Genomic DNA, 21,851 nt, shown 5'->3' on the forward strand with positions numbered 1-21,851 from the left:
AATATGCGAAACAGTAAGCGATTGTTGGACTAACATTTAAACATTTTGTAAATAATGAAGGAGGTGCCATTTAATTTGGGCACCTCCTTTTGCTTTTCTTATTTATTCACCGTCTAGTGGTAGCGAGTTTGGTACAGGGGCAAATGGATTTTCTTTATTGATATGATCATAAAACATGATGCCATTTAAATGGTCTAATTCATGTTGAAATGCAATGGCAGGTAAGCCTTTTAATCGTAATTTTTTTTCTTCTCCATCGATTGTAAAGAACTTTGCAGTAATTCTCGCATAGCGCGGTACATACCCAGGTACTTGACGATCAACGGACAAACAGCCTTCACCAGTAGGAATATATGTTTTCTCTACAGAATGACTGACGATTTTTGGATTAATGGCAACAAAGCTTAATAATTCTCCATTGTCATTTTCTAAGTGTAGAGCAAACATTCTTTTTAATGAATTTACTTGATTAGCAGCTAATCCAATGCCTGAACGTAATCCGTATTTTTGTGCTACTTCTGGGTTTTGACTATTGATTAAATACTCTAACATATCCGATGCAAGTTTTTGGTCCTCCTCCGTTAAAGGAAACGGAATCTCCTGTGCACGTGTTCGTAATGTAGGATGACCTTCACGAATAATATCTTCCATTAAAATCATTTTTAAACTTCCTTTCAGTTACAACTATGTATATAAAGTATACCTAAAATTAATCTTGCCTGTTATTTAAAATGCACTATGGGACAAAATTTTTTCTCTGTTGTAGGTTTTGATTGATGTATTTATGTTAATTAGAGTAGAGTGATGCAAAGTAAATATTATGTAAGTAAAACAAAAGAATACTAATTTTACAAGTTATTGTTATAATACAGTTTTGTTATTAATATATAACAGTTTTAACATTATAGATTTCTAGTGGTAAGAAAAAAAGTGTAAAATAAACAGAAATCAATGATTGACCGATTGGATTTATTTTTATATACTCAATTTATCAATATATTGTACTAGTGATTTTCGAATTTTTTTTAATACAGAACTTAAGGAGAGGTGCTATATGGGAGCAAAGAAATCAACATTATTTAATCCAGCTGCAACTTTACAAGAAATCGAAAATAAGTTTGAAATGTTCCAAATTCTAAATGAACAAGGGGAAGTTGTGAACAAGGATGCAGTTCCAAACTTATCTGATGAAGAGTTAGTAGAGTTAATGACACGTATGGTTTACACACGTATTTTAGATCAACGTTCTATTTCATTAAATCGTCAAGGTAGATTAGGTTTCTATGCACCAACTGCCGGACAAGAAGCGTCGCAATTAGCTTCTCACTTTGCTTTAGAAAAAGAAGACTGGATTTTACCAGGTTATCGTGATGTACCACAAATTGTATGGCACGGACTTCCATTATGGAAAGCGTTCCTATTTAGCCGTGGTCATTTCGTTGGAAATCAAATTCCAAAAGGCGTTAATGTTGTCCCACCACAAATTATTATCGGTGCGCAATATGTACAAACTGCTGGAGTTGCACTAGGCCTTAAAAAACGCGGTTCAAATACAGTAGCCATTACGTATACAGGTGATGGCGGTTCTTCTCAAGGTGATTTCTACGAAGGAATTAACTTTGCTGGAGCACAAAAAACACCGGCAATCTTTATCGTACAAAATAACCAGTTCGCTATTTCAACGCCACGTGAAGTACAAACGGCAGCAAAAACAATTGCTCAAAAAGGGATTGCAGCAGGTATTCCGAGTGTATTAGTAGATGGTATGGATCCGTTAGCAGTTTACGTAGCGACAAAAGATGCTCGTGACCGTGCAGTTCGTGGAGAAGGTCCTTCATTAATAGAAACAATGTGTTATCGTTATGGTCCACATACAATGTCTGGTGATGACCCAACTCGTTACCGTACTTCTGATATTGACAATGAATGGGCAGCAAAAGACCCAATCGTTCGTTTCCGTATTTACTTAGAAGGAAGAGGCTTATGGAATGAACAAAAAGAAACAGAAGTAATCGAACGTGCAAAAGAAGAAATTAAAGAAGCGATCAAAAAAGCAGACGAAACACCAAAACAAAAAGTAACAGACTTAATTTCAAATATGTATGAAGAAATGCCTTACAACTTACAAGAGCAATATGAAATCTACAAAGCAAAGGAGTCGAAATAACCTATGGCACAAATGACGATGATTCAAGCAATTACTGATGCGCTTCGATGCGAACTAAAAAATGATAATAATGTTTTAGTATTCGGTGAAGACGTTGGTGTAAACGGTGGGGTTTTCCGTGCGACAGAAGGCCTTCAAAAAGAATTTGGTGAAGATCGGGTATTCGATACTCCTCTTGCAGAATCTGGAATCGGTGGTTTAGCAGTAGGGTTATGTCTAACTGGTTTCCGTCCCGTACCAGAGATTCAATTTTTCGGTTTCGTTTTTGAAGTAATGGATTCAATTAGCGGACAATTAGCGCGTTATCGTTACCGCACTGGAAATACATTTAGTATGCCTGTAACAATTCGTTCTCCATTCGGTGGAGGCGTTCATACACCTGAAATGCACTCAGATAGTTTAGAAGGATTAATGGCACAACAACCAGGTTTAAAAGTGGTTATTCCATCAACTCCTTACGATGCAAAAGGTTTATTAATTTCATCGATTCGCGACAATGATCCAGTTGTATTTTTAGAGCATTTAAAATTATACCGTTCATTCCGTGAAGAAGTTCCTGAAGAATCATATACAGTTCCTATTGGAAAAGCGGATGTAAAGCGTGAAGGTACAGACTTATCAATTTTTGCTTATGGCTTAATGGTTCATGAAAGCTTAAAAGCAGCTGAAGAACTTGAAAAAGAAGGATACTCAGTTGAAGTAGTTGACTTACGTACAATTCAACCATTAGATATTGAGACAATTATTGCTTCTGTTGAAAAAACAAACCGTGCAATCGTTGTTCAAGAAGCACAAAAACAAGCAGGTATTGCAGCAAATGTAGTATCAGAAATTACTGAACGTGCAATTTTAAGTTTGGAAGCTCCTGTATTACGCGTAGCAGCGCCAGATACAATTTATCCATTCCCACAAGCTGAAAATATTTGGTTACCAAACTTTAAAGATATAATCGAGACTGCGAAAAAAGTATTAACATTCTAATAGTTGCATAAAGGAAAGGGTGAATAGTATGGCGTTTGAATTCCGCATGCCTGACATTGGGGAAGGTATACATGAAGGTGAAATCGTAAAGTGGTTCGTTAAAGCTGGTGATAAAGTACAAGAAGATGATGTGCTATGTGAAATCCAAAATGATAAAGCTGTTGTTGAAATTCCATCACCAGTAGAAGGAACTGTTGAAGAAGTAGTGGTAGCAGAAGGAACTGTTGCGGTAGTAGGAGACGTATTAATTCGTTTAGATGCTCCTGGCTATGAAAATATGCAATTAAAAGGTGATATGCATGCTGAAGAAAATAACACTGCAACAACAGCAGCACAAGTTCAAGCAACTGCTGAAGATGGGGATAAAGTAGAAAAAGCGCCTGTTGAAGGTGATTCAGGTGAAGTCGATAACACGATTAAACCAGTTGCTGCAGCCTCAACTGCGCCAGCTACGTCATCAGATAAACGAGTAGTCGCAATGCCTTCTGTTCGCAAATTTGCAAGATCAAATGATGTAGATATTACACAAGTAAATGGTTCAGGTAAAAATGGACGCATAACAAAAGAAGATGTAGAAAGCTTTATGAAGGGTGGAGCGGCTCCTACACCTGTTCAAGCAGCGGTTGAAGTGGAACAAACAATTAGTGAAACAGTTGAAGAAACTACTCCTACTAAGGTTCCTGTTAACCTAGAAGGAGAATTCCCAGAAACGCGTGAAAAAATTTCTGGAATTCGTAAAGCAATTGCAAAAGCTATGGTTCATTCAAAACAAACTGCGCCTCACGTAACATTAATGGACGAAGTAGATGTTACGGAATTAGTTGCACATCGTAAAAAATTCAAAGATGTAGCTGCATCTAAAGGAATTAAATTAACATACTTACCTTATGTCGTAAAAGCGTTAGTTTCAACTTTACGCGAATATCCAGAATTTAATGTTTCATTTGATGATGCAACAAGTGAAATTATTCAAAAACATTACTATAATATTGGAATAGCTGCAGATACTGAAAAAGGATTACTCGTACCAGTAGTAAAACATGCTGACCGTAAATCAATTTTCACGATTTCAGCAGAAATTAACGAATTAGCGACAAAAGCTCGCGAAGGTAAATTAGCACCAAATGAAATGAAAGGCGGTACAATGTCGATTACGAATATTGGATCCGCTGGTGGACAATGGTTTACGCCAGTAATTAACCACCCAGAAGTAGCTATTTTAGGTATTGGAAGAATTTCTGAGAAACCAATAATAAAAAATGGTGAAATTGTAGCCGCACCTGTGTTAGCATTATCATTGAGCTTTGATCATCGCATGATCGACGGTGCAACGGCGCAAAATGCTTTAAATCACTTAAAACGTTTGCTAAGTGAACCGGAACTTTTATTAATGGAGGCGTAATCATAATGGTAGTAGGAGATTTTGCAATTGAAATTGATACATTAGTCGTAGGGGCTGGTCCTGGTGGCTATGTAGCAGCAATTCGTGCAGCTCAAACTGGACAAAAAGTAACAATTGTAGAAAAAGATGTAGTAGGTGGCGTGTGCTTAAACGTTGGATGTATCCCATCAAAAGCGTTAATTTCAGTTGGTCACCGTTTCGAACAGGCAAAACATTCAGAAGACATGGGAGTATTTGCTTCTGAAGTTTCTCTTAACTTTGAAAAAGTTCAAGAATTTAAAAATAGCGTTGTTAAAAAATTAACAGGCGGCGTTGAAGGTCTTTTAAAAGGAAATAAAGTAGAAATCGTAAAAGGTGAAGCGTACTTCGTTGATGCGAATACTGTTCGTATTATTGATGGAGATTCTGCTCAAACATATACGTTTAAAAATGCAATCCTAGCTACTGGGTCACGTCCTGTAGAAATTCCAACATTTAAATACTCTAAACGTGTTCTTAACTCAACTGGAGCACTTAACTTAACGGAATTACCAAGCAAATTAGTTGTAATCGGTGGCGGTTATATCGGAACAGAATTAGGTTCTGCATTCGCTAACTTTGGTACTGAAGTGACAATTATCGAAGGTGGCAAAGACATCTTAGCTGGTTTCGAAAAACAAATGACTCAAATCGTGAAAAAAGGTCTTAAGAAAAAAGGCGTAACAATCGAAGTAGGCGCTTCTGCAAAAGGTGTGGAAGAGACTGAAACTGGTGTTGTTGTTACTTATGAAGTAAAAGGCGAAGAGAAAAAAGTCGAAGCGGATTACGTATTAGTAACAGTAGGACGTCGACCAAATACAGATGAAATTGGTTTAGAACAAATCGGTGTTGAATTTGCTGAGCGTGGATTAATTAAAGTCGACAAACAATGCCGTACGAACATTCCAAACATTTATGCAATTGGGGATATCGTTGATGGTCCACAACTTGCGCATAAAGCTTCATATGAAGGTAAAGTTGCTGCGGAAGCAATTGCTGGTGAAAAATCAGTAGTTGATTACTTAGCAATTCCAGCTGTATGCTTCACAGATCCAGAAATGGCTACTGTAGGCTACAACGAAGAACAAGCAAAAGCTGAAGGATTAGAAGTATCTGTTGCAAAATTCCCATTTGCTGCAAATGGTCGTGCACTTGCATTAAACCAAACAGAAGGCTTCGTAAAACTTGTTGCTCGTAAAGAGGACGGTTTATTAGTTGGTGCTCAAATCATCGGTGCTGGAGCTTCTGACATGATTTCTGAATTGTGTTTAGCAATTGAAGGTGGTATGACTGCAGAAGATATCGCCCTAACAATTCACCCTCACCCAACATTAGGTGAAATCACAATGGAAACTGCTGAAGTATTACTTGGTAACCCAATTCATATTATTTCAAAATAAATTTTAATTATTAAACACGCCATTTTGCGCATATCATATAGCGTAAAATGGCGTGTTTTTATTATTGTATTTGTTAAATCAATTTAAATACCTTATATTATGGAAATATAAATTCATTAAAAGTTCACAAAACCTTCAAAAGGTTCTCTGGATTTATTATAATATTATAAAAATTCTTAAAAGGCATCCTTGGGAGATTAAGATGAAATTTCATTCAATGCAGTCAAAAATGTTTTTATATAATATTTTAATTATCATTCTTATTATGATCGCTACAAGCTTATCATTTTACTTTACGCTTTCAAGTTCGATTAAACAAGAGATTGGGTTAAAGTCATTACAAATTGCAAAAACAACTGCAAATCGTCCAGATATTATTTCAGCATTTTATACCGAGGACCCATCAAAAATCCTTCAGCCGATTGCAGAGCAAATAAGAATTGAAACGGAGTCAGAATACGTTGTAATCGGTGATAAAAATGGGATTCGATATGCTCATCCAGTTGAAGAACAGATTGGACAATCTATGGTAGGTGGCGATAATGATGATGCCTTAAAAAGGGGCTTATCTTACACGTCTGAAGCAACGGGTTCACTAGGACCCGCTATTCGAGGGAAGTCACCCATTTTTGGATATGATGGTGCAATCATTGGTGTTGTTTCAGTAGGTTATTTAAAAACAGATATCTTTACAATGTTTTTAAAATACTTAGATAATATTATTTTAATTGCTATTTTCGGTGTGCTAATAGGTGTAATTTGTTCCATACTGTTATCTTCCCACATAAAAAGAGAATTATTAAATTATGAACCTATTGAGATTGCCGAACTATTAAAGCAACAAAATGTTTTGATTGAATCTGTAAGAGAAGCAATTATTATGATTAATCATAAAGGGATTATTACAGTTGCAAATTCAGCAGCATACAAAGTGTTATCGATCGATGAGGAAAAATCAATAATAGATATGCCTATTCAAAAAGTGATACCAAATTCGCCTATGTTAGAGGTGTTAGCAACTGGTGAGAAACACCTTGACCGACTAATGGTTATCGCTGGTAAGAAAACGGTTGTTAATCGTATTCCCATTTGGAATGGAAATAAGATTATAGGTGTTGTTTCAAGTTTTCGATTACAATCTGAAATTGATCGTCTTGCTATGGAACTTTCACAAGTAAAAAAATATACAGAGGCACTTAGGGCACAAACCCATGAGTATAATAATTTCCTATATTCGATTTCGGGATTAATTCAGCTACAAAATTATGATGAAGCGTTAGAGTTAATTAATAGCGAGCGAGCAGAACAAGGAAGCCTAATCCATTTTATTGCTGAACGTTTAAACGACCCATTTATTAGTGGTATTATAATAGGATTTTTTAATAGAGCAAAAGAATTAAAAGTAAAACTTATTTTAGATGAAGACTCTAATTTAGAACGATTACCAAAATCTTTATCAAAACATTTATTTGTCTCTATTTTAGGAAACTTAATAACAAATGCTTTTGAAGCAGTAGAAGAATTGGAAGAGAAGAACCGAGTTGTTCGGATATTAATAAGTGATAACGGAAAGGAAATAATTATTGAAGTAGAAGATAGTGGGAAAGGCTTAGATAATAAGATAAAGGATTTAATATTTGAAAGAAGAGTATCAACAAAGACTTCATCAAAAGACCGGCATGGATATGGTTTATTAAAAGTAAATGAAAATGTAAAAGATCTAGGTGGTATTATCTACACAGAGAATGGTGATTTAGGGGGAGCATTGTTTGTCGTCGTGATTCATAAGGGGGAGTAAAGTAATGCATGATGTAATAGAAGTATTAATAGTTGAAGATGATAAGAGAATTGCAAATATCCATAAGAAGTTTATTGAAAAATTGAATAACTTTCGGAATATTGGAATAGCGTTAACAACTGAGGAAGCCTTTGACTGGATAGATTCCTTTAAACCTCATTTAGTTTTACTAGATGTATATTTTCCAGATCAATTAGGAACTGAAGTTTTAGAATATATTAAGAATAATAGTCCAGATACTGATGTGATATTTATTACTGCTGCTTCTGAATCGGATATTCTGAAAAAGGCTTTTCGAGGAGGGGTAGTGGATTATCTATTAAAGCCATTAACCTTTGAACGTTTTAAAGAAAGTTTAGAAAGCTATCATGCGAAAAGAATGTTGTTAGAAAAGAAAACCCATTTGGATGAGCATGAAATAAAAGAAATATGGAAAAAGTCAAAAGACAAACAAATGGAAGCAGTTACTCCAAAAGGCATTGATATCATTACAAGAAATAAAGTTTTTGATTATTTAAAAGTATGTTATGAAGGAATTACGGCAGAAAGACTTGGAAATGATTTAGGGATGAGTCGTTCAACTGCAAGAAGATACTTAGAACACTTAGTATCTGAGAATAAGGCATTTACAGACTTAATTTATGGAACAGTAGGAAGACCAGAGCGACGGTACTTTCTAAATAAAATTTAAAATCGTACTAAAAGGTATAGATCTGTTGGAAAGAAAAACAGGTCTATACCTTTTTTTCATAAATAATATGAACAAAATTACCTTTATGCAACAAATATGAGTTTATTCTCCTTTTATTGTTTTTAGAATACGCTTTCATTAATGTATTCTTATACACCAAACAAGATGTTGGTTTTTAACAAAAGGGGAGATAAAACATGAGAAAAAAATTAATCACTTTTGGTACAGCCTTAATGCTTTCTCTAGGCTTAGCGGCTTGTAGCAGTTCTTCGGAAAAAACTGAAACAAGTGGGCCAGCTGCAGATGGTTCATCTGGCTATCCAGAAAGTAATATTACAATTGTTGCACCATCAGGGGCAGGTGGTGGATGGGATTTAACAGCACGTGCAGTCTCAAAAGTAATGAGTGATACAAGTCTAGTAGAAAAGCCAATCACTGTTGAAAATAGAGCAGGTGGCGGCGGAGCAGTATTTATGGCTGAGTATGCAACGAAAGAAGCAGAAAATGATTACATGCTAATGGCAAAATCACCACCTATTTTAATTAACAATTTAAAAGCTGAGGGAAATAGTCCTTATGGATATAAAGATACAACACCACTTGCACAGTTAACACGTGATTATGGTGCAATTGTAGTGAAAGCGGATTCACAGTTTAATACGTTAACTGAGTTATTAGAGGCAATCAAAAAAGATCCAACTTCTATTACGATGGCGGGTGGATCTGCACCAGGTTCAATGGATCATCTTGTAGGTGTTTTACCTGCATATGGATATGGGATTGATCCAAAAACAGTAAAATATGTTTCTTACGATGGTGGGGGAGAAGCGATTGCAGCATTATTAGGTGGAAACGCTGATGCAATTGCAACGGATGCTTCAGCAATTGCAGAATATGTAAAATCTGGAGATGTAAAAGTCCTTGCAGTAAGCTCTGCTGAACGCTTATCAGGCGAATTAGAAAATGTCCCAACTTTCCAAGAAGAAGGCGTTGATGCAGAATTTACAATTTGGAGAGGCCTATTCGGTCCGAAAAATATGTCAGAAGAAGCATATGAATATTGGACTACAAAATTATCAGAGATGGTTGAAACAGAAGAATGGAAATCTGAATTAGAACGAAATGGTTGGCAATATGAGTATCGTAATGCAGAAGAGTTCACAGCATTTTTAGAAGAGCAAGAAGCTGTAATTAGCGATTTATTAAAAGCTTTAGATATGCATAAATAATCACAAGCTGTCCGATAAGCTGATGCTTAAAGGACAGCCACTTTTTTACATTAATAAGCAAATCCAGGTGTGTAATAGGGATAAATCATGTTCTTCTAAATGAATGGAGGTGCAACAATGACAAAGACGTTTGATAAAATTACGGGAATTGTGTTCTTATTAATAAGTATTTTATTTATTTATGAAAGTTTACAAATTTCAGGAAGTGCTTATGGTTCCGCTGTTGGACCAAAAACATTTCCGTTAATTTTAGGAATTATATTAGGATTATTAAGTTTACGTTTATTATATGAAACGTTTAACAGCAAATCAGAGCAAAAAGGTAAATCTAATTTAGATATTAAAAGATTTGGAATCATACTCTTATCTGCTATTGTTTATGTCTTTTTACTAGAAATCTTAGGTTATGTCATTACAACATTTATTTTCCTCGTAGTAGCATTTCAAGTTATGGAAAAAGGAAAAATTACTAAAACCCTCATTATTGCTGCTGTTTTTGCTGTAGGAGTGTATGTAATGTATGTAAATCTGCTAGGTGGGAATCTACCGAAATTTTCTTTATTTTAATTGTAGGAGGTGGATAAATGAATACATTTCAATTTTTAATAGATGGTTTTGCTACGGCGCTCCAATGGCATAACATATTGTTTGCACTTGTAGGCGTTATTATTGGAACGGCTGTTGGTGTTTTACCAGGAATTGGTCCAATGAGTGGTGTAGCATTACTTATACCAGTTACAGCATCATTAACATCAGGAATGCCAACTGACGCAGCTGCAGCAAGTTCGATTATTCTTTTGGCAGGTGTTTATTATGGAGCGATGTATGGTGGATCGACAACTTCAATCTTATTAAACACACCTGGGGAATCATCCTCTGTAGTGACAGCACTTGATGGATATCAAATGGCGCAACAAGGTCGTGCAGGTGCTGCTTTATCTATCGCTGCTATCGGTTCATTTGTAGCGGGCATTATTTCGTTAATTGGATTAGTACTATTAGCAGAACCTTTATCAAACATTGCATTAGAATTTGGACCTGCAGAATATTTTTCATTAATGCTTTTAGGGTTATGTGCTGTTAGTGGTCTTGCAGGTAAGTCTATGACAAAAGCTTTAATGATGACTATTTTTGGTTTAGTGCTAGGAACAATTGGAATTGATGCGGTTTCTGGAATAGCACGCTTCACATATGATCTTCCAGTTTTATATGGAGGTTTAGAATTCTTAACAATCGCTGTTGGTTTATTTGCTTTAGGGGAAGTTTTTAAAACGATATTAGAACGTGAGGCAGATGCTCAACCAATAGCAAAAATTAATCGTATATTGCCAACAAAACAAGATTTGAAGGATAGTGCAAAACCAATTACAAGGGGCTCTCTACTTGGGTTCTTCATAGGAGTATTACCAGGCGCAGGAGCAACTTTAGCATCTTTCTTTTCTTATATTACAGAAAAAAAGTTTAGTAAAAAACCAGATTCATTTGGTAAAGGGAATATCGCTGGCGTGGCAGGTCCAGAATCAGCGAACAATGCTGCATCAGGCGGTGCAATGATCCCGCTTTTAACTTTAGGAATTCCGGGGTCTGGAACAACAGCTATACTAATGGGTGCGCTAATTATGTATAATGTCCAGCCAGGCCCGTTATTATTTGATGATCATCCACAAATTGCTTGGGGTTTAATTGCTAGTATGTTTATTGGGAACGTAGCTTTGCTTGTATTAAACATGCCATTAGTTAAAGTGTTTGCGAAAGTTATCCAAACACCTCAAAAGTATTTACTACCGATTATTATTGCTATTTCATTTTTTGGAGTTTACGCAGTTCAATATTCAACGTTTGATTTATATTTGTTGCTTGCTTGTGGTGTATTGGGTTATTTGTTTTCAAAAAATGATTATCCTGTTGCCCCACTTGTTTTGGCATTAGTTCTAGGTCCGATGCTTGAGAATAATATGCGTCGCGCTTTAACAATTTCTAATGGAGAATGGAACATTTTTGTTACTAGTCCATTATCGTTAATCTTCCTAGTAATTGCTATGGCTTGGATTTTAGTACCGTTAATTTTAAAATTCACAGGTCGAAAAGTGATTGTTAATGAAGAAGAATAAATTCAAAACATTTTAGAGGGAATTTTAGCTAAGTTCCTGCGGGGTTTTTAGATCATGCTTTTCCCGTTTCGATATTTACTAGGTTACTGTTGAGAAGTAAATATTATATAATAGAATATAAAAAAGCATGTTGAGGTTACTATATGAATAATTATCTATCGTTAAAAGACCATGTTTATAATTATATCGTAGAGCAGATTAACAACGGGAGTCTAATTGCTGATAAAAAAGTAAATGAGAACGCTATCAGTGAAAGTTTGAATGTTAGTAGAACACCTGTGAGAGAGGCATTAATACAACTTGCATCAGAGGGTTTATTAGAAAATGTTCCAAGAAAAGGTTTTGTCATCAAGAGCCTGACAAAGGAAGAAGCGAAGGAAACTTATTTTATCATCGGCACATTAGATGGCCAAGCTGCATCGCTGGCCGTACCACTATTGACGGAAAAACACATGAAAGAAATGGAGTTCTATATTCAGAGTATCGATTTAGCAATAGATTCTGATAATTTATCAATGTATCATAAAATGCAACAGGCTTTTCATGAGGTTTATTTATCTGTGTGTCCGAACAAAAGTCTGGTTAACCTTTTGTTACAACTTCAAAAGAAATTCTTGAAAGATTTTACTCATTTAGATCCGGAATTTACCAAGAAAAAACTTACAGAAACAAATAATGAACATCGTAAAATGTTGGAGTTTTTTAAAGATAAAAAAGCGAATGAGCTGGAAAAGTTTATGAGAGATGTACATTGGAATATGGAAAAAGCAGAGCAAGTCCCACTTTAAGTTCTAAATAATAAAAAAATTCTGTTTCAATTAAAATTGAAACAGAATTTTTTTATTGCTAAAAATACAAAATGCAATATATAATATACAATATACAAAAAGAGTGACAATTCTGTTTTGTTGAAATACTAGTAATAAAGAGAAAAGAAAGATAGAAAAGTAGAAAAAATAGAATAGGGGATGTCTTAAAATGAAAGTTGAAAATTATCAATTAGCAGTAAATTTGCGACACGAACTCCACCAACATCCCGAGCTTTCGAACGAAGAAGTTTGGACAAAGCAACATTTACTAGAGTTTTTGAAAACGCATACAACAAACCTGGAAATTATTGATAAAAGGAATTGGTTCTATGCCGTTTATCGTGCAGGGGAGACAAAACCGAATATTGCTTTCCGTGCAGATTTTGATGCACTTCCAATGGATGAGGTGATTGATCTACCATGGGGTTCACAGATTCCAGGAAAAGCACATAAATGTGGTCATGATGGTCATTCGGCAACTTTAGCGGGATTTGCACTTGAAATTGATCAAGAGGGGGCGGATAAAAATATTTTTTTCCTCTTCCAACCTGCAGAAGAAACAGGGGATGGTGCGATTCAATGCGTCGATTTTATTAAAGAAGAAAAGATTGATGAAATTTTTGCTTACCATAATATGAGTGGTTTTCCTTATAGGGCTATAGGAATAATTGATGGAACTGCATTGTGTGCATCTAAAGGGATGACAATCCATATGAAAGGTGCCCCTGCCCATGCCAGTCAACCAGAAGTAGGAATCAATCCATCTTTTGCAATTGCCAATATTGTAAAGAAGATTCCAGAGTTCACGAAGATGGAACACAATAAAGGGCTTGTTCTTTGTACTGTTGTTCAAATTGATGTGGGAGAAAAAGCATTTGGTATTGCAGCATCTAAAGGTACTCTTCGTATGACAATTCGTGCTCTTTATGAAAATGAGTTAAATAGACTTCAAGAAAATCTTGAAAATTTTGCAAAAGCACAGGCAGAAGCATTTGGTTTAAAAGTAAGCTTCTCTTACAATGATGAATTCCCAGAAACAGTAAATCATAAAGAAAGTGCAGATAAAATTCGTTTCGTAGCAAAATCAAATGGTAAGGAACTCATTGAATTAGGAGAAGCGTTTCGTGGTTCAGAGGATTTCGGACACTTTACGAAATTAACTAGGGGGGCATATTGTTTTATTGGAAATGGAGAACAGTATCCTCAGGTTCACACAGATGAATTTGACTTCCGTGATGAGCTCATTGAAGAAGGGGTAGAACTTTTTAAAGGGCTTGTTCGATTGTAATTAAACTAATAAAAGGGATGGAGGATTTAACATGTCAACAAAGGAAAAAAGAAAAGGGATTAATTTCCCTCATGTTTATATCATGTTCATGCTTGTGATGTTACTAGTTGTGGTATTATCTTGGATTGTACCAAGTGGGCAGTATGAACGCGTAGTGAATCCTGAAACAAAAATAACGGAATTAAATACAGAGAATTTCCAATATGTCGAACAAACGAATGCAATTGGCTTTATGGATTTCTTTACAGCATTACATAATGGGGTAGTACAATCTGCCGATATCATTGTAATGCTACTATTTGCAAGTGGAGCTCTTTATATCTTAGAAAAATCCGGTGCAATTGCGGCAGGTATTCACAAGTTATTAAGAGTTGCAGCAGGAAAAGAGATTTTAATTATTAGTGCCTTACTTATTTTGTTTGCAATTATGGGGACAATTGGTTTTGGCGAAGGTGGAATTCCATTTATTCCACTAGCGATGGCTGTAGTTATGGGAATGGGTTATGACCGAATCACCGCTTTTGCAACATCAACAGTTGGTTTAGCGATTGGTTTTACAGCGGGTGTTGTTAATTTTTATACGACAGGTGTTAGTCAAACGATTGTTGGATTGCCGATTTATTCAGGTCTTGGATTCCGTATTGTTGCATTAGTCATCTTTATTGTCATTTCACTTTTATACATTTTGAACTATGCGAAAAAGACAAAAGCTGACCCAAGTAAGAGTATTGTTGCAGCAGAATATGCGGAACAATTACAGGGTACAACAGAAGCCGAGTATGAAGAAGAAGAATTTACATTATCACGAAAAATTGCATTATTAGGGCTAGTTGCCGTATTAATAGGAAGTGCTTATGGTGCAATTCAGCTTGGCTGGGGCATGCCACAATTATCAGGGGTTTACGCAATCTATGCAGTATTCTTAGTAATTGTTTTAAAAATCAATCCGAGTGAAGCGGCTGCTACATTTGGAACAGGGGCGGCACGACTTTTGCCAACCGGTTTAGCAATTGGTTTTGCCCGTTCAGTTATGATTTTAATGGACCAAGCTCAAATTATCGATACAGCAGTTCATTCTTTATCTCAACTATTAAACAACACTGGGTCCGTAATTACTTTATTGATACTATTCTTAGTTGTCATATTCTTCAACTTCTTTGTTGTATCAGGAAGTGGGAAGGCAATGATTTTAATGCCAATCATGGGACCGTTAGCGAAAATATTAGGAATTAATCAACAGGTAATGGTAGTACTTTATCAATTTGGTGATGGATTTACGAACTATTTATGGCCAACTTCTGGAGGGTTAATGGCTGCTCTGGGTATGTCAAATGTAGACTATGCAGCTTGGGTAAAATTCTCGATGAAGTTATTCCTAATCCTACATTTCGTAGCGTTTATCTTAATTTTAGTCGCGCATTATATGGGGTTAGGACCATTTTAGAAATTGAAAGATTTATAAAATCATAGATAAGGGGATGTTTTTATGACGAATATTTTAGAAGATTCAAAGAAATACGAAGAACAAATTATTAAAGATCGTCGACATTTACATCAATATCCAGAAATCGGGTTTGAACTTCCAAACACGCAAAAATATATTCAAAAACGTCTTGATGAAATGGGTATCCCACATAAATCTTGTGGGGTAGTACCACCGGAGATTAAAGAAAAGTATAAGAAAGCTGGATTTGGTGAACAGGATAATTGTACAGGTGTTGTTGCGACAATTGGTCAAGGTGAGCCTTGTATTCTTCTTCGTGCGGATATGGATGCACTTCCAATCCAGGAAGAAGTAGAAACCGAATATAAATCAAAGAAGCTTGGTATCATGCATGCTTGTGGTCATGATTCACATGTTGCAATGCTATTAGGAGCTGCTCAAATTTTAAAAAATCGTGAATCTGAATTAAAAGGTACCGTAAAATTAATGTTCCAACCTGGAGAAGAATGGGGATACGGTTCAAAATTAATGATTGATGATGGGTTACTTGAAAATCCAAAAGTGGATGCTGCTTTCGGTATTCACATTATGCCTGATCAGCAAGCAGGCACATTATCTGTTCATAAAGGTACATTATCACAAGCAATGGATACGTATATTGTTGATATTCAAGGAAGTGGTGGCCATAGTTCGCAACCACATAAAACAATTGATGCAAATATGATTATGAATCAACTTTACACAAGTTTAAATTTACTATTTACTCGTGAATCTGATCCTAGTGCAAGTGTAACGTTTTCTGTAGGTGCTATGGGTGGTGGTACTGTAACAAACGTTATTCCAGATAAAGCAACATTAAGTGGCAATATGCGTAGCTATGACCAGGAAGTTCGTGATCATTTATGTGCTCGTATTCCAGAGATGATTGATCATGTTGTAAAGGCTTGGCGCGGACAGTACAGTATAACAGAATTCCACACACCGACAACCTATAATAATCCAGAATTTGTTGATACCATTACACCTTTCTTAGAGGAGATCGTTGGAAAAGAAAATGTAGTTGATCATGGGGTAATGAGTGGTTCAGAAGACTTTTCTTATATCTCTCAAGAAGTACCATCTGCATTTGTTGTGCTAGGTACAGGAAAAGAAGGGGAGGCGCCAGTTCATAATCCCCGTATGTACCAACAAGAAGAGTTTTTCAAGTACGGTGCCGCGTTACATGCAAATGTGGCAATTGAATGGTTAAAACAAAACTAAAGTTTGATTTAAACTTAAATAGCATCCAAAACATGGCGAGTGAATACTTTTACGGTCGTGAAGATAATAAAGAGAACTCGCTCGTTTAATTGAGCGGGTTTTTCTTTGTATTCTTTACCCCCTATAATCTAGCCACTTTATCCCTTTTCATTTAATATTCTTTCTCTTTAAATGGTTTTTTAATTCATTATTCTATTTGTAATAAAACATCTTAGCCATCAACTTAGGGGGAAAAGAACTTGTTATTCTAAAATGGAATAAGTTTTTTTGCATGATGTTGCGTTTTCCATTTTCTATTTTCAATAATCTCAAATGTTTGTTACATAAGCGTTTTTTTAGTTTCCCAATATAGCAAAGTTTCATGATGCCTCACTTTTTAGGGAAGATGAATAGAGAGAGGGAACGGATGCATCGTGTCCCCTCAGTGAAAAGATTAATTTTTGGTAATTCTAATTATAGAAATAAAAATATATCAATCGTTGTTAATGGGAGAAAGAGGTGTATCGTTGTCTTTCTTTTTAAAGACTATTTTATGGATAATGGCTCCTAGTACGAATCCACTAACAGCCGGCACAAGCCAAGCAAAGCCATTACCGCTAAGTGGAAGTGTAGAAATCAGATGAGCTCCTGGAATTGTAAAACCGAGTGATGCCATTGTTTCAACAAAACTAATAACAAATGTAAATAAGATTGTTCCTCGATATGCCCCTTGATTAGGTATATATTTACGGAAAATACCGAGGAATACTAAGACAATTGCAACAGGGTATAGTGCTGAGAAAATCCATATCGTATAATTAATAATATTTTCAACACCTAGTGATCCGATTGATGCAGATACTATACAAATAAGAAGTGCGGCTGTTCGGTATTTCAGTTTGTTTTTTGTAAGTTCACTAATAAATTCGGCGATTACAGCAATAACGCCAATTGCCGAAGTTAAACATGCTAAGGCAATAGCTAGTGCTAATAAAAGCGTACCAGTGTTACCTAATAATAAGTGAATTAGTTCAGATAGTAGTGCTGTATTATCAATATCCGTAGGGAACATCCCACCGCCAACAGCTCCAAGATACAACAGGCCCCCGTAAACAAAGAACAGGCCAAGTCCGGCAATAATTGTCCCTGTAATGGCTACCTTTTTCATTTCAGCTCCTTTATAACCATGTGCAAGGATTGCTGCAATAAATATTGGTGCACAGAAAAAACCTGTAATCACATCACCAGTCTGGTAGGCATTAATAAAGGCATTTGAAAATGGGTTTATTAGTTCTGTTACAATAGGTGTTCCAATCGGATCAATGATTCCTTTACCGACAATAAACAAGAGTATGATGACTAATAAAGGTGTCAAAATTTTTCCGATTTTATCAATTACATTTGATTTATCCATCGCAAAATAAAAACAAATTGCAAAAAAGATAATAATTGTAATAACTAAAGGAAATTCATTTGAAAAAGTTTGCACTCCTAATTCATGAGTTGTCGCTGCCATTCGGGGAATCGTAACGAACACACCAACGCCAACCATTAGTAATAAGTTAAATACTTTATAGAACCAAGGGCTAATGGGTCTTGTTAAATCTTCAAATTTTCCCCCAGCAAATATAATTGCAATCACCGCTAACAGAGGTAGTAAAATCCCTGTAATTGAAAACCCAATTAGTGCAGGAACCCAATTCGTTCCTGATACATGCCCTATTGAAGGGGGGAAAATTAAATTACCAGCACCAAAAAATATTGCAAATAGGGCAAACCCTAAAAATAACGTATCAAATATTTTTTTCATTTTAATTCACATCCAATTTCTCTAAGTCGTTTTTGAATATTAATACAATTTTCTAATTATTTAAAATACTCTATTTCCATCTAATGAAAACCTTCGCACTGTACATGATGAATTGCTCTGAAAGTACATTCATTGAATTTCTCCAATACCTCTTTGTAAATAAAACAGAACATCTATTATTTTCTGAAAAATCTTTATGAAATCGCTTTAATGAGTGGATAATGATTTAGGAGCTATACTATTAAAATAGAAATAGTTTAGCTCCTAAAGTATTCCCTTTAATTTATCCCGCATTAACGGGCAGTAAGACTCCCACTTCAAGATTTTAGTGAAGCGAAAAAGATAAGTGGGAGATCAACTGCCCGTAAAGGCCCGATTGGTTCAACTAACAATCAGTGGGGGATGAAGAAAACCCCCCACTAATTGAAGTTTCACTTTATCTAATTTTTTTAGCTCTTGATAAAGTACAATCCAAATGATGTACAATCAACAATCGCTTTTATATCAGTTCGCTCACTAAAAGAACTAAATGACCTCACAAAAGTAGAAGTACCACTTTTGCGAAGTTCTTTCTTTAATTGCTAGACGCTGCTATTTTTGTCGTTTCTTTAAAAATTGCCTGAGTAGTTTGATTCTTTAGGGATAATGCAGCGGAATCTATAATTGTTGTAAATATTTTTGTACCATCTATTTTATCGTATAATTCAACAGCCTCTTGTTCGCAATCAAATTCATAGAGAGTTACACTGTGGTTTGTATATTTAGCTATTATAAAAATAAAGATCACCTCTATACTAGATTTTACTTAGATTCATAGATTCAAACTTATCTGAAATTTCTTTAGAAACTATGTTTTTCATTAGTGAAATTGTCACTTTCTAAAAAAGCTCTCCTTCATAATTAAATCCAACCTCTAAAACGAGATGCTTCAGACATTCTACGGACACCAACCATATAAGCTGCAAGGCGCATATTTACATTTCTTTGTTGGGCTGTATCATACACATTATTGAAGGCCTGAACGAGCGATTTGTGAAGTTTATCGTTCACTTCTTCTTCCGTCCAGTAATAGCCTTGATTGTTTTGAACCCACTCAAAATATGATACTGTTACTCCTCCAGAACTTGCTAACACATCAGGAATAAGAAGAATTCCACGGTCAGTTAAGATCTTTGTAGCTTCAATTGTTGTTGGTCCATTCGCTGCTTCCACAACGATAGCTGCTTTTATATTATTTGCATTCTCATCTGTAATTTGATTAGATATAGCAGCTGGTACAAGAATGTCGCAATCCAATTCGAGCAGTTCTTTATTTGAAATCGTATTATTAAATTGTGTTGTCACTGTTCCAAAACTATCTCTTTTGTCTAATAGATAATTAATATCTAGTCCATTAGGATCGTGGAGAGCACCATATGCATCCGAAATTCCAATTACCTTTGCACCAGCATCATGCAAGAATTTTGCTAAAAAGCTACCTGCGTTACCAAATCCCTGAACTACGACACGCGCACCTTCGATTGAAATGCCTCGTTTCTTTGCAGCTTCTACTATACAAATGACAACACCTTGGGCAGTAGCCTTCTCTCTTCCTTGTGATCCACCAAGTACAATCGGTTTGCCCGTAATGAATCCTGGAGAATCTTGTTCACGTAAATGGCTGTACTCATCCATCATCCAAGCCATGATTTGAGCGTTCGTATAAACATCTGGTGCAGGAATATCTTTTGTTGGACCTACGATTTGGCTGATCGCTCTTACATATCCACGGCTTAAACGTTCTAATTCTCCCATAGACATGGTGCGAGGATCACAAATAATTCCTCCTTTAGCGCCCCCGTACGGAAGATCAACGATACCGCATTTTAAACTCATCCACATTGATAATGCTTTTACTTCATCTTCATCAACTTCTGGGTGGAATCTTACTCCGCCTTTCGTTGGTCCTACTGCATCGTTATGCTGTGAGCGATAACCAGTAAAAATTTTAACTTCTCCACTATCCATCCTTACAGGGATTCTCACTGTCAGCATTCTTAAAGGCTCTTTAAGAAGCTCATACATCTGATCTGAATAACCTAATTTATTCAAAGCATCTTGGATAACAACTTGAGTTGACGTAAAGAGATTTAATGTTTCTTTCACTTTTTGTTCCGCTTTCTTCGTTTCTACTGCAGTCCCCATAATGGCACCTCTTTTTAGTTATATTAAAAAACTTCATTCGTTTAAATTAACCTAAAATTCTTCTGATCCGTTCGATTGCCCAATCTAATTCTTCTTTGCTGATTACTAGTGGAGGAGCGAAACGGATTACGAAATCATGCGTTTCTTTACATAATAATCCTAAGCCCATTAGTTCTTCACAATATTTACGAGCGGGTTCAGATAATTCAACACCAATGAATAACCCCTTACCACGAATTTCTTTAATGATTGGGTTGTGAATTAAGCGTAATTGTTCTTGGAAGTAGTTACCTAATTCTAAAGAACGTTCTGTTAATTGTTCTTCTTCTAAAACTTCTAAAGAAGCTAAAGATACTGCACAAGCAAGTGGATTACCACCGAATGTTGAACCGTGAGAACCTGGATTTAATACACCAAGGATATCGCTGTTAGCAACTACCGCAGAAATTGGGAATACACCACCACCAAGCGCTTTACCAAGAATGATTATATCTGGAGTAACTTCATCCCATTGATGAGCAAACATCTTTCCTGTACGTGCAAGACCCGTTTGGATTTCATCACAAATAAGTAGTACATTGTTTTCTTTACATACTTGCTCCGCAGCTTTTAAGAAACCTTCAGTTGGAATTACAATACCAGCTTCACCTTGAATTGGTTCAAGAATAAATGCAGCTGTGTTTGGTGTAATGGCAGCTTTTAAAGCGTCGATATCACCATAAGGAATTAATTTGAAACCTGGAAGCATTGGTCCAAATCCACGTTGATATTCTTTTTCAGATGATAAAGATACAGCGCCCATTGTTCGACCGTGGAAGTTCCCGTTACAGCCGATAATTTCTGCTTTGTTATCTTCAACACCTTTTATTTCGTAAGCCCAACGACGAGCGACTTTAATTGCAGATTCAACCGCTTCTGCACCAGTGTTCATCGGTAATATCATGTTTTTACCAGTTAATTGAGTTAATTTTTCATACCAAGGACCAAGTTGATCATTATGGAAAGCACGAGATGTTAACGTAACACGGTCAGCTTGATCTTTTAATGCTTGAATAATTTTTGGATGGCGATGACCTTGGTTAACAGCAGAATAAGCAGAAAGCATATCCATGTATTTGTTACCTTCTGGATCTTTTACCCAAACGCCTTCAGCTTCTGAAACTACGATTGGAAGTGGGTGATAATTATGTGCACCTAATTGTTCTGTTTTTTTAATTAATGTTGCTGATTTTGTAGTCAACTCAAATTTCCTCCTTAATAATTCATGACAAGTCTCTTAC

Annotated in this window: 17 protein-coding genes; 13 read left to right on the forward strand and 4 right to left on the reverse strand. The window is 35.7% G+C overall.

Annotated elements, in window-relative coordinates:
* Positions 1–102: 102 nt before the first annotated feature.
* Positions 103–660: a peptide deformylase gene (gene def, locus EK386_RS11085; RefSeq protein WP_126659236.1), complete on the reverse strand. Its 558-nt coding sequence runs from the start codon at positions 658–660 to the stop codon at positions 103–105.
* Between the two features lie 394 nt (positions 661–1,054).
* Between def and pdhA the strand changes: the two genes are divergently transcribed.
* The 13 genes from pdhA to EK386_RS11150 all read left to right on the forward strand — a co-directional run bounded on the left by pdhA (position 1,055) and on the right by EK386_RS11150 (position 16,598).
* Entirely contained in the window at positions 1,055–2,167 is a 1,113-nt protein-coding gene (pdhA, locus tag EK386_RS11090) for a pyruvate dehydrogenase (acetyl-transferring) E1 component subunit alpha (RefSeq protein WP_126659237.1), read from the forward strand.
* A 3-nt stretch (positions 2,168–2,170) separates the two neighbouring features.
* Positions 2,171–3,148: an alpha-ketoacid dehydrogenase subunit beta gene (locus EK386_RS11095; RefSeq protein ID WP_126659238.1), complete on the forward strand. Its 978-nt coding sequence runs from the start codon at positions 2,171–2,173 to the stop codon at positions 3,146–3,148.
* A 28-nt stretch (positions 3,149–3,176) separates the two neighbouring features.
* Positions 3,177–4,550 carry a dihydrolipoamide acetyltransferase family protein gene (locus EK386_RS11100; protein ID WP_126659239.1) on the forward strand — a complete coding sequence of 458 codons (1,374 nt, stop codon included), beginning with the start codon at positions 3,177–3,179 and terminating at the stop codon, positions 4,548–4,550.
* A 5-nt stretch (positions 4,551–4,555) separates the two neighbouring features.
* On the forward strand, positions 4,556–5,968 hold the full coding sequence (gene lpdA, locus EK386_RS11105) for a dihydrolipoyl dehydrogenase (RefSeq protein ID WP_126659240.1): 1,413 nt from the start codon (positions 4,556–4,558) through the stop codon (positions 5,966–5,968).
* Between the two features lie 196 nt (positions 5,969–6,164).
* Positions 6,165–7,766: an ATP-binding protein gene (locus EK386_RS11110; RefSeq protein WP_439331230.1), complete on the forward strand. Its 1,602-nt coding sequence runs from the start codon at positions 6,165–6,167 to the stop codon at positions 7,764–7,766.
* Positions 7,767–7,770: 4 nt separating this feature from the next.
* A complete protein-coding gene (locus EK386_RS11115) occupies positions 7,771–8,457 on the forward strand; it encodes a response regulator (protein ID WP_126659242.1) in 687 nt (228 codons plus the stop codon).
* Positions 8,458–8,654: 197 nt separating this feature from the next.
* Complete coding sequence (locus EK386_RS11120) at positions 8,655–9,686, forward strand: tripartite tricarboxylate transporter substrate binding protein (protein WP_126659243.1); 1,032 nt, start codon at positions 8,655–8,657, stop codon at positions 9,684–9,686.
* A 117-nt stretch (positions 9,687–9,803) separates the two neighbouring features.
* Positions 9,804–10,253: a tripartite tricarboxylate transporter TctB family protein gene (locus EK386_RS11125; protein ID WP_126659244.1), complete on the forward strand. Its 450-nt coding sequence runs from the start codon at positions 9,804–9,806 to the stop codon at positions 10,251–10,253.
* Positions 10,254–10,270: 17 nt separating this feature from the next.
* Positions 10,271–11,797: a tripartite tricarboxylate transporter permease gene (locus EK386_RS11130; protein ID WP_126659245.1), complete on the forward strand. Its 1,527-nt coding sequence runs from the start codon at positions 10,271–10,273 to the stop codon at positions 11,795–11,797.
* Positions 11,798–11,940: 143 nt separating this feature from the next.
* The gene (locus EK386_RS11135; RefSeq protein ID WP_126659246.1) at positions 11,941–12,585 is read left to right on the forward strand and encodes a GntR family transcriptional regulator; all 645 of its coding nucleotides are present in this window, start codon (positions 11,941–11,943) and stop codon (positions 12,583–12,585) included.
* Between the two features lie 190 nt (positions 12,586–12,775).
* Positions 12,776–13,894, forward strand: coding sequence for a M20 metallopeptidase family protein (locus EK386_RS11140; protein WP_126659247.1), 1,119 nt, complete (start codon positions 12,776–12,778; stop codon positions 13,892–13,894).
* Between the two features lie 31 nt (positions 13,895–13,925).
* On the forward strand, positions 13,926–15,338 hold the full coding sequence (locus EK386_RS11145; RefSeq protein ID WP_126659248.1) for a YfcC family protein: 1,413 nt from the start codon (positions 13,926–13,928) through the stop codon (positions 15,336–15,338).
* A 42-nt stretch (positions 15,339–15,380) separates the two neighbouring features.
* The gene (locus EK386_RS11150) at positions 15,381–16,598 is read left to right on the forward strand and encodes a M20 metallopeptidase family protein (RefSeq protein ID WP_126659249.1); all 1,218 of its coding nucleotides are present in this window, start codon (positions 15,381–15,383) and stop codon (positions 16,596–16,598) included.
* A gap of 472 nt (positions 16,599–17,070) precedes the next feature.
* On the opposite strand, the gene brnQ is transcribed toward EK386_RS11150, so the two are convergent.
* The 3 genes from brnQ to EK386_RS11165 form a co-directional block, all read right to left on the reverse strand.
* Positions 17,071–18,387, reverse strand: coding sequence for a branched-chain amino acid transport system II carrier protein (brnQ, locus tag EK386_RS11155; RefSeq protein WP_126659250.1), 1,317 nt, complete (start codon positions 18,385–18,387; stop codon positions 17,071–17,073).
* Positions 18,388–19,287: 900 nt separating this feature from the next.
* Positions 19,288–20,571 (reverse strand): Glu/Leu/Phe/Val family dehydrogenase, encoded by a 1,284-nt coding sequence (locus EK386_RS11160; protein ID WP_126659251.1) that lies wholly within the window; start codon positions 20,569–20,571, stop codon positions 19,288–19,290.
* A gap of 46 nt (positions 20,572–20,617) precedes the next feature.
* Positions 20,618–21,811, reverse strand: a complete 1,194-nt coding sequence (locus tag EK386_RS11165; RefSeq protein ID WP_126659252.1) for an ornithine--oxo-acid transaminase — start codon at positions 21,809–21,811, stop codon at positions 20,618–20,620.
* Between the last annotated feature and the right edge of the window lie 40 nt (positions 21,812–21,851).

This window comes from Lysinibacillus antri (genome assembly GCF_003977595.1).
GTDB classification, from domain to species: domain Bacteria; phylum Bacillota; class Bacilli; order Bacillales_A; family Planococcaceae; genus Ureibacillus; species Ureibacillus antri.

What these genes read in the sequence shown, in the direction of transcription:
- def (WP_126659236.1), bottom strand. Translation starts at nt 660, where the DNA reads ATGATTTTAATGGAAGATATTATTCGTGAAGGTCATCCTACATTACGA.
- pdhA (WP_126659237.1), top strand. Translation starts at nt 1,055, where the DNA reads ATGGGAGCAAAGAAATCAACATTATTTAATCCAGCTGCAACTTTACAA.
- EK386_RS11095 (WP_126659238.1), top strand. Translation starts at nt 2,171, where the DNA reads ATGGCACAAATGACGATGATTCAAGCAATTACTGATGCGCTTCGATGC.
- EK386_RS11100 (WP_126659239.1), top strand. Translation starts at nt 3,177, where the DNA reads ATGGCGTTTGAATTCCGCATGCCTGACATTGGGGAAGGTATACATGAA.
- lpdA (WP_126659240.1), top strand. Translation starts at nt 4,556, where the DNA reads ATGGTAGTAGGAGATTTTGCAATTGAAATTGATACATTAGTCGTAGGG.
- EK386_RS11115 (WP_126659242.1), top strand. Translation starts at nt 7,771, where the DNA reads ATGCATGATGTAATAGAAGTATTAATAGTTGAAGATGATAAGAGAATT.
- EK386_RS11120 (WP_126659243.1), top strand. Translation starts at nt 8,655, where the DNA reads ATGAGAAAAAAATTAATCACTTTTGGTACAGCCTTAATGCTTTCTCTA.
- EK386_RS11125 (WP_126659244.1), top strand. Translation starts at nt 9,804, where the DNA reads ATGACAAAGACGTTTGATAAAATTACGGGAATTGTGTTCTTATTAATA.
- EK386_RS11130 (WP_126659245.1), top strand. Translation starts at nt 10,271, where the DNA reads ATGAATACATTTCAATTTTTAATAGATGGTTTTGCTACGGCGCTCCAA.
- EK386_RS11135 (WP_126659246.1), top strand. Translation starts at nt 11,941, where the DNA reads ATGAATAATTATCTATCGTTAAAAGACCATGTTTATAATTATATCGTA.
- EK386_RS11140 (WP_126659247.1), top strand. Translation starts at nt 12,776, where the DNA reads ATGAAAGTTGAAAATTATCAATTAGCAGTAAATTTGCGACACGAACTC.
- EK386_RS11145 (WP_126659248.1), top strand. Translation starts at nt 13,926, where the DNA reads ATGTCAACAAAGGAAAAAAGAAAAGGGATTAATTTCCCTCATGTTTAT.
- EK386_RS11150 (WP_126659249.1), top strand. Translation starts at nt 15,381, where the DNA reads ATGACGAATATTTTAGAAGATTCAAAGAAATACGAAGAACAAATTATT.
- brnQ (WP_126659250.1), bottom strand. Translation starts at nt 18,387, where the DNA reads ATGAAAAAAATATTTGATACGTTATTTTTAGGGTTTGCCCTATTTGCA.
- EK386_RS11160 (WP_126659251.1), bottom strand. Translation starts at nt 20,571, where the DNA reads ATGGGGACTGCAGTAGAAACGAAGAAAGCGGAACAAAAAGTGAAAGAA.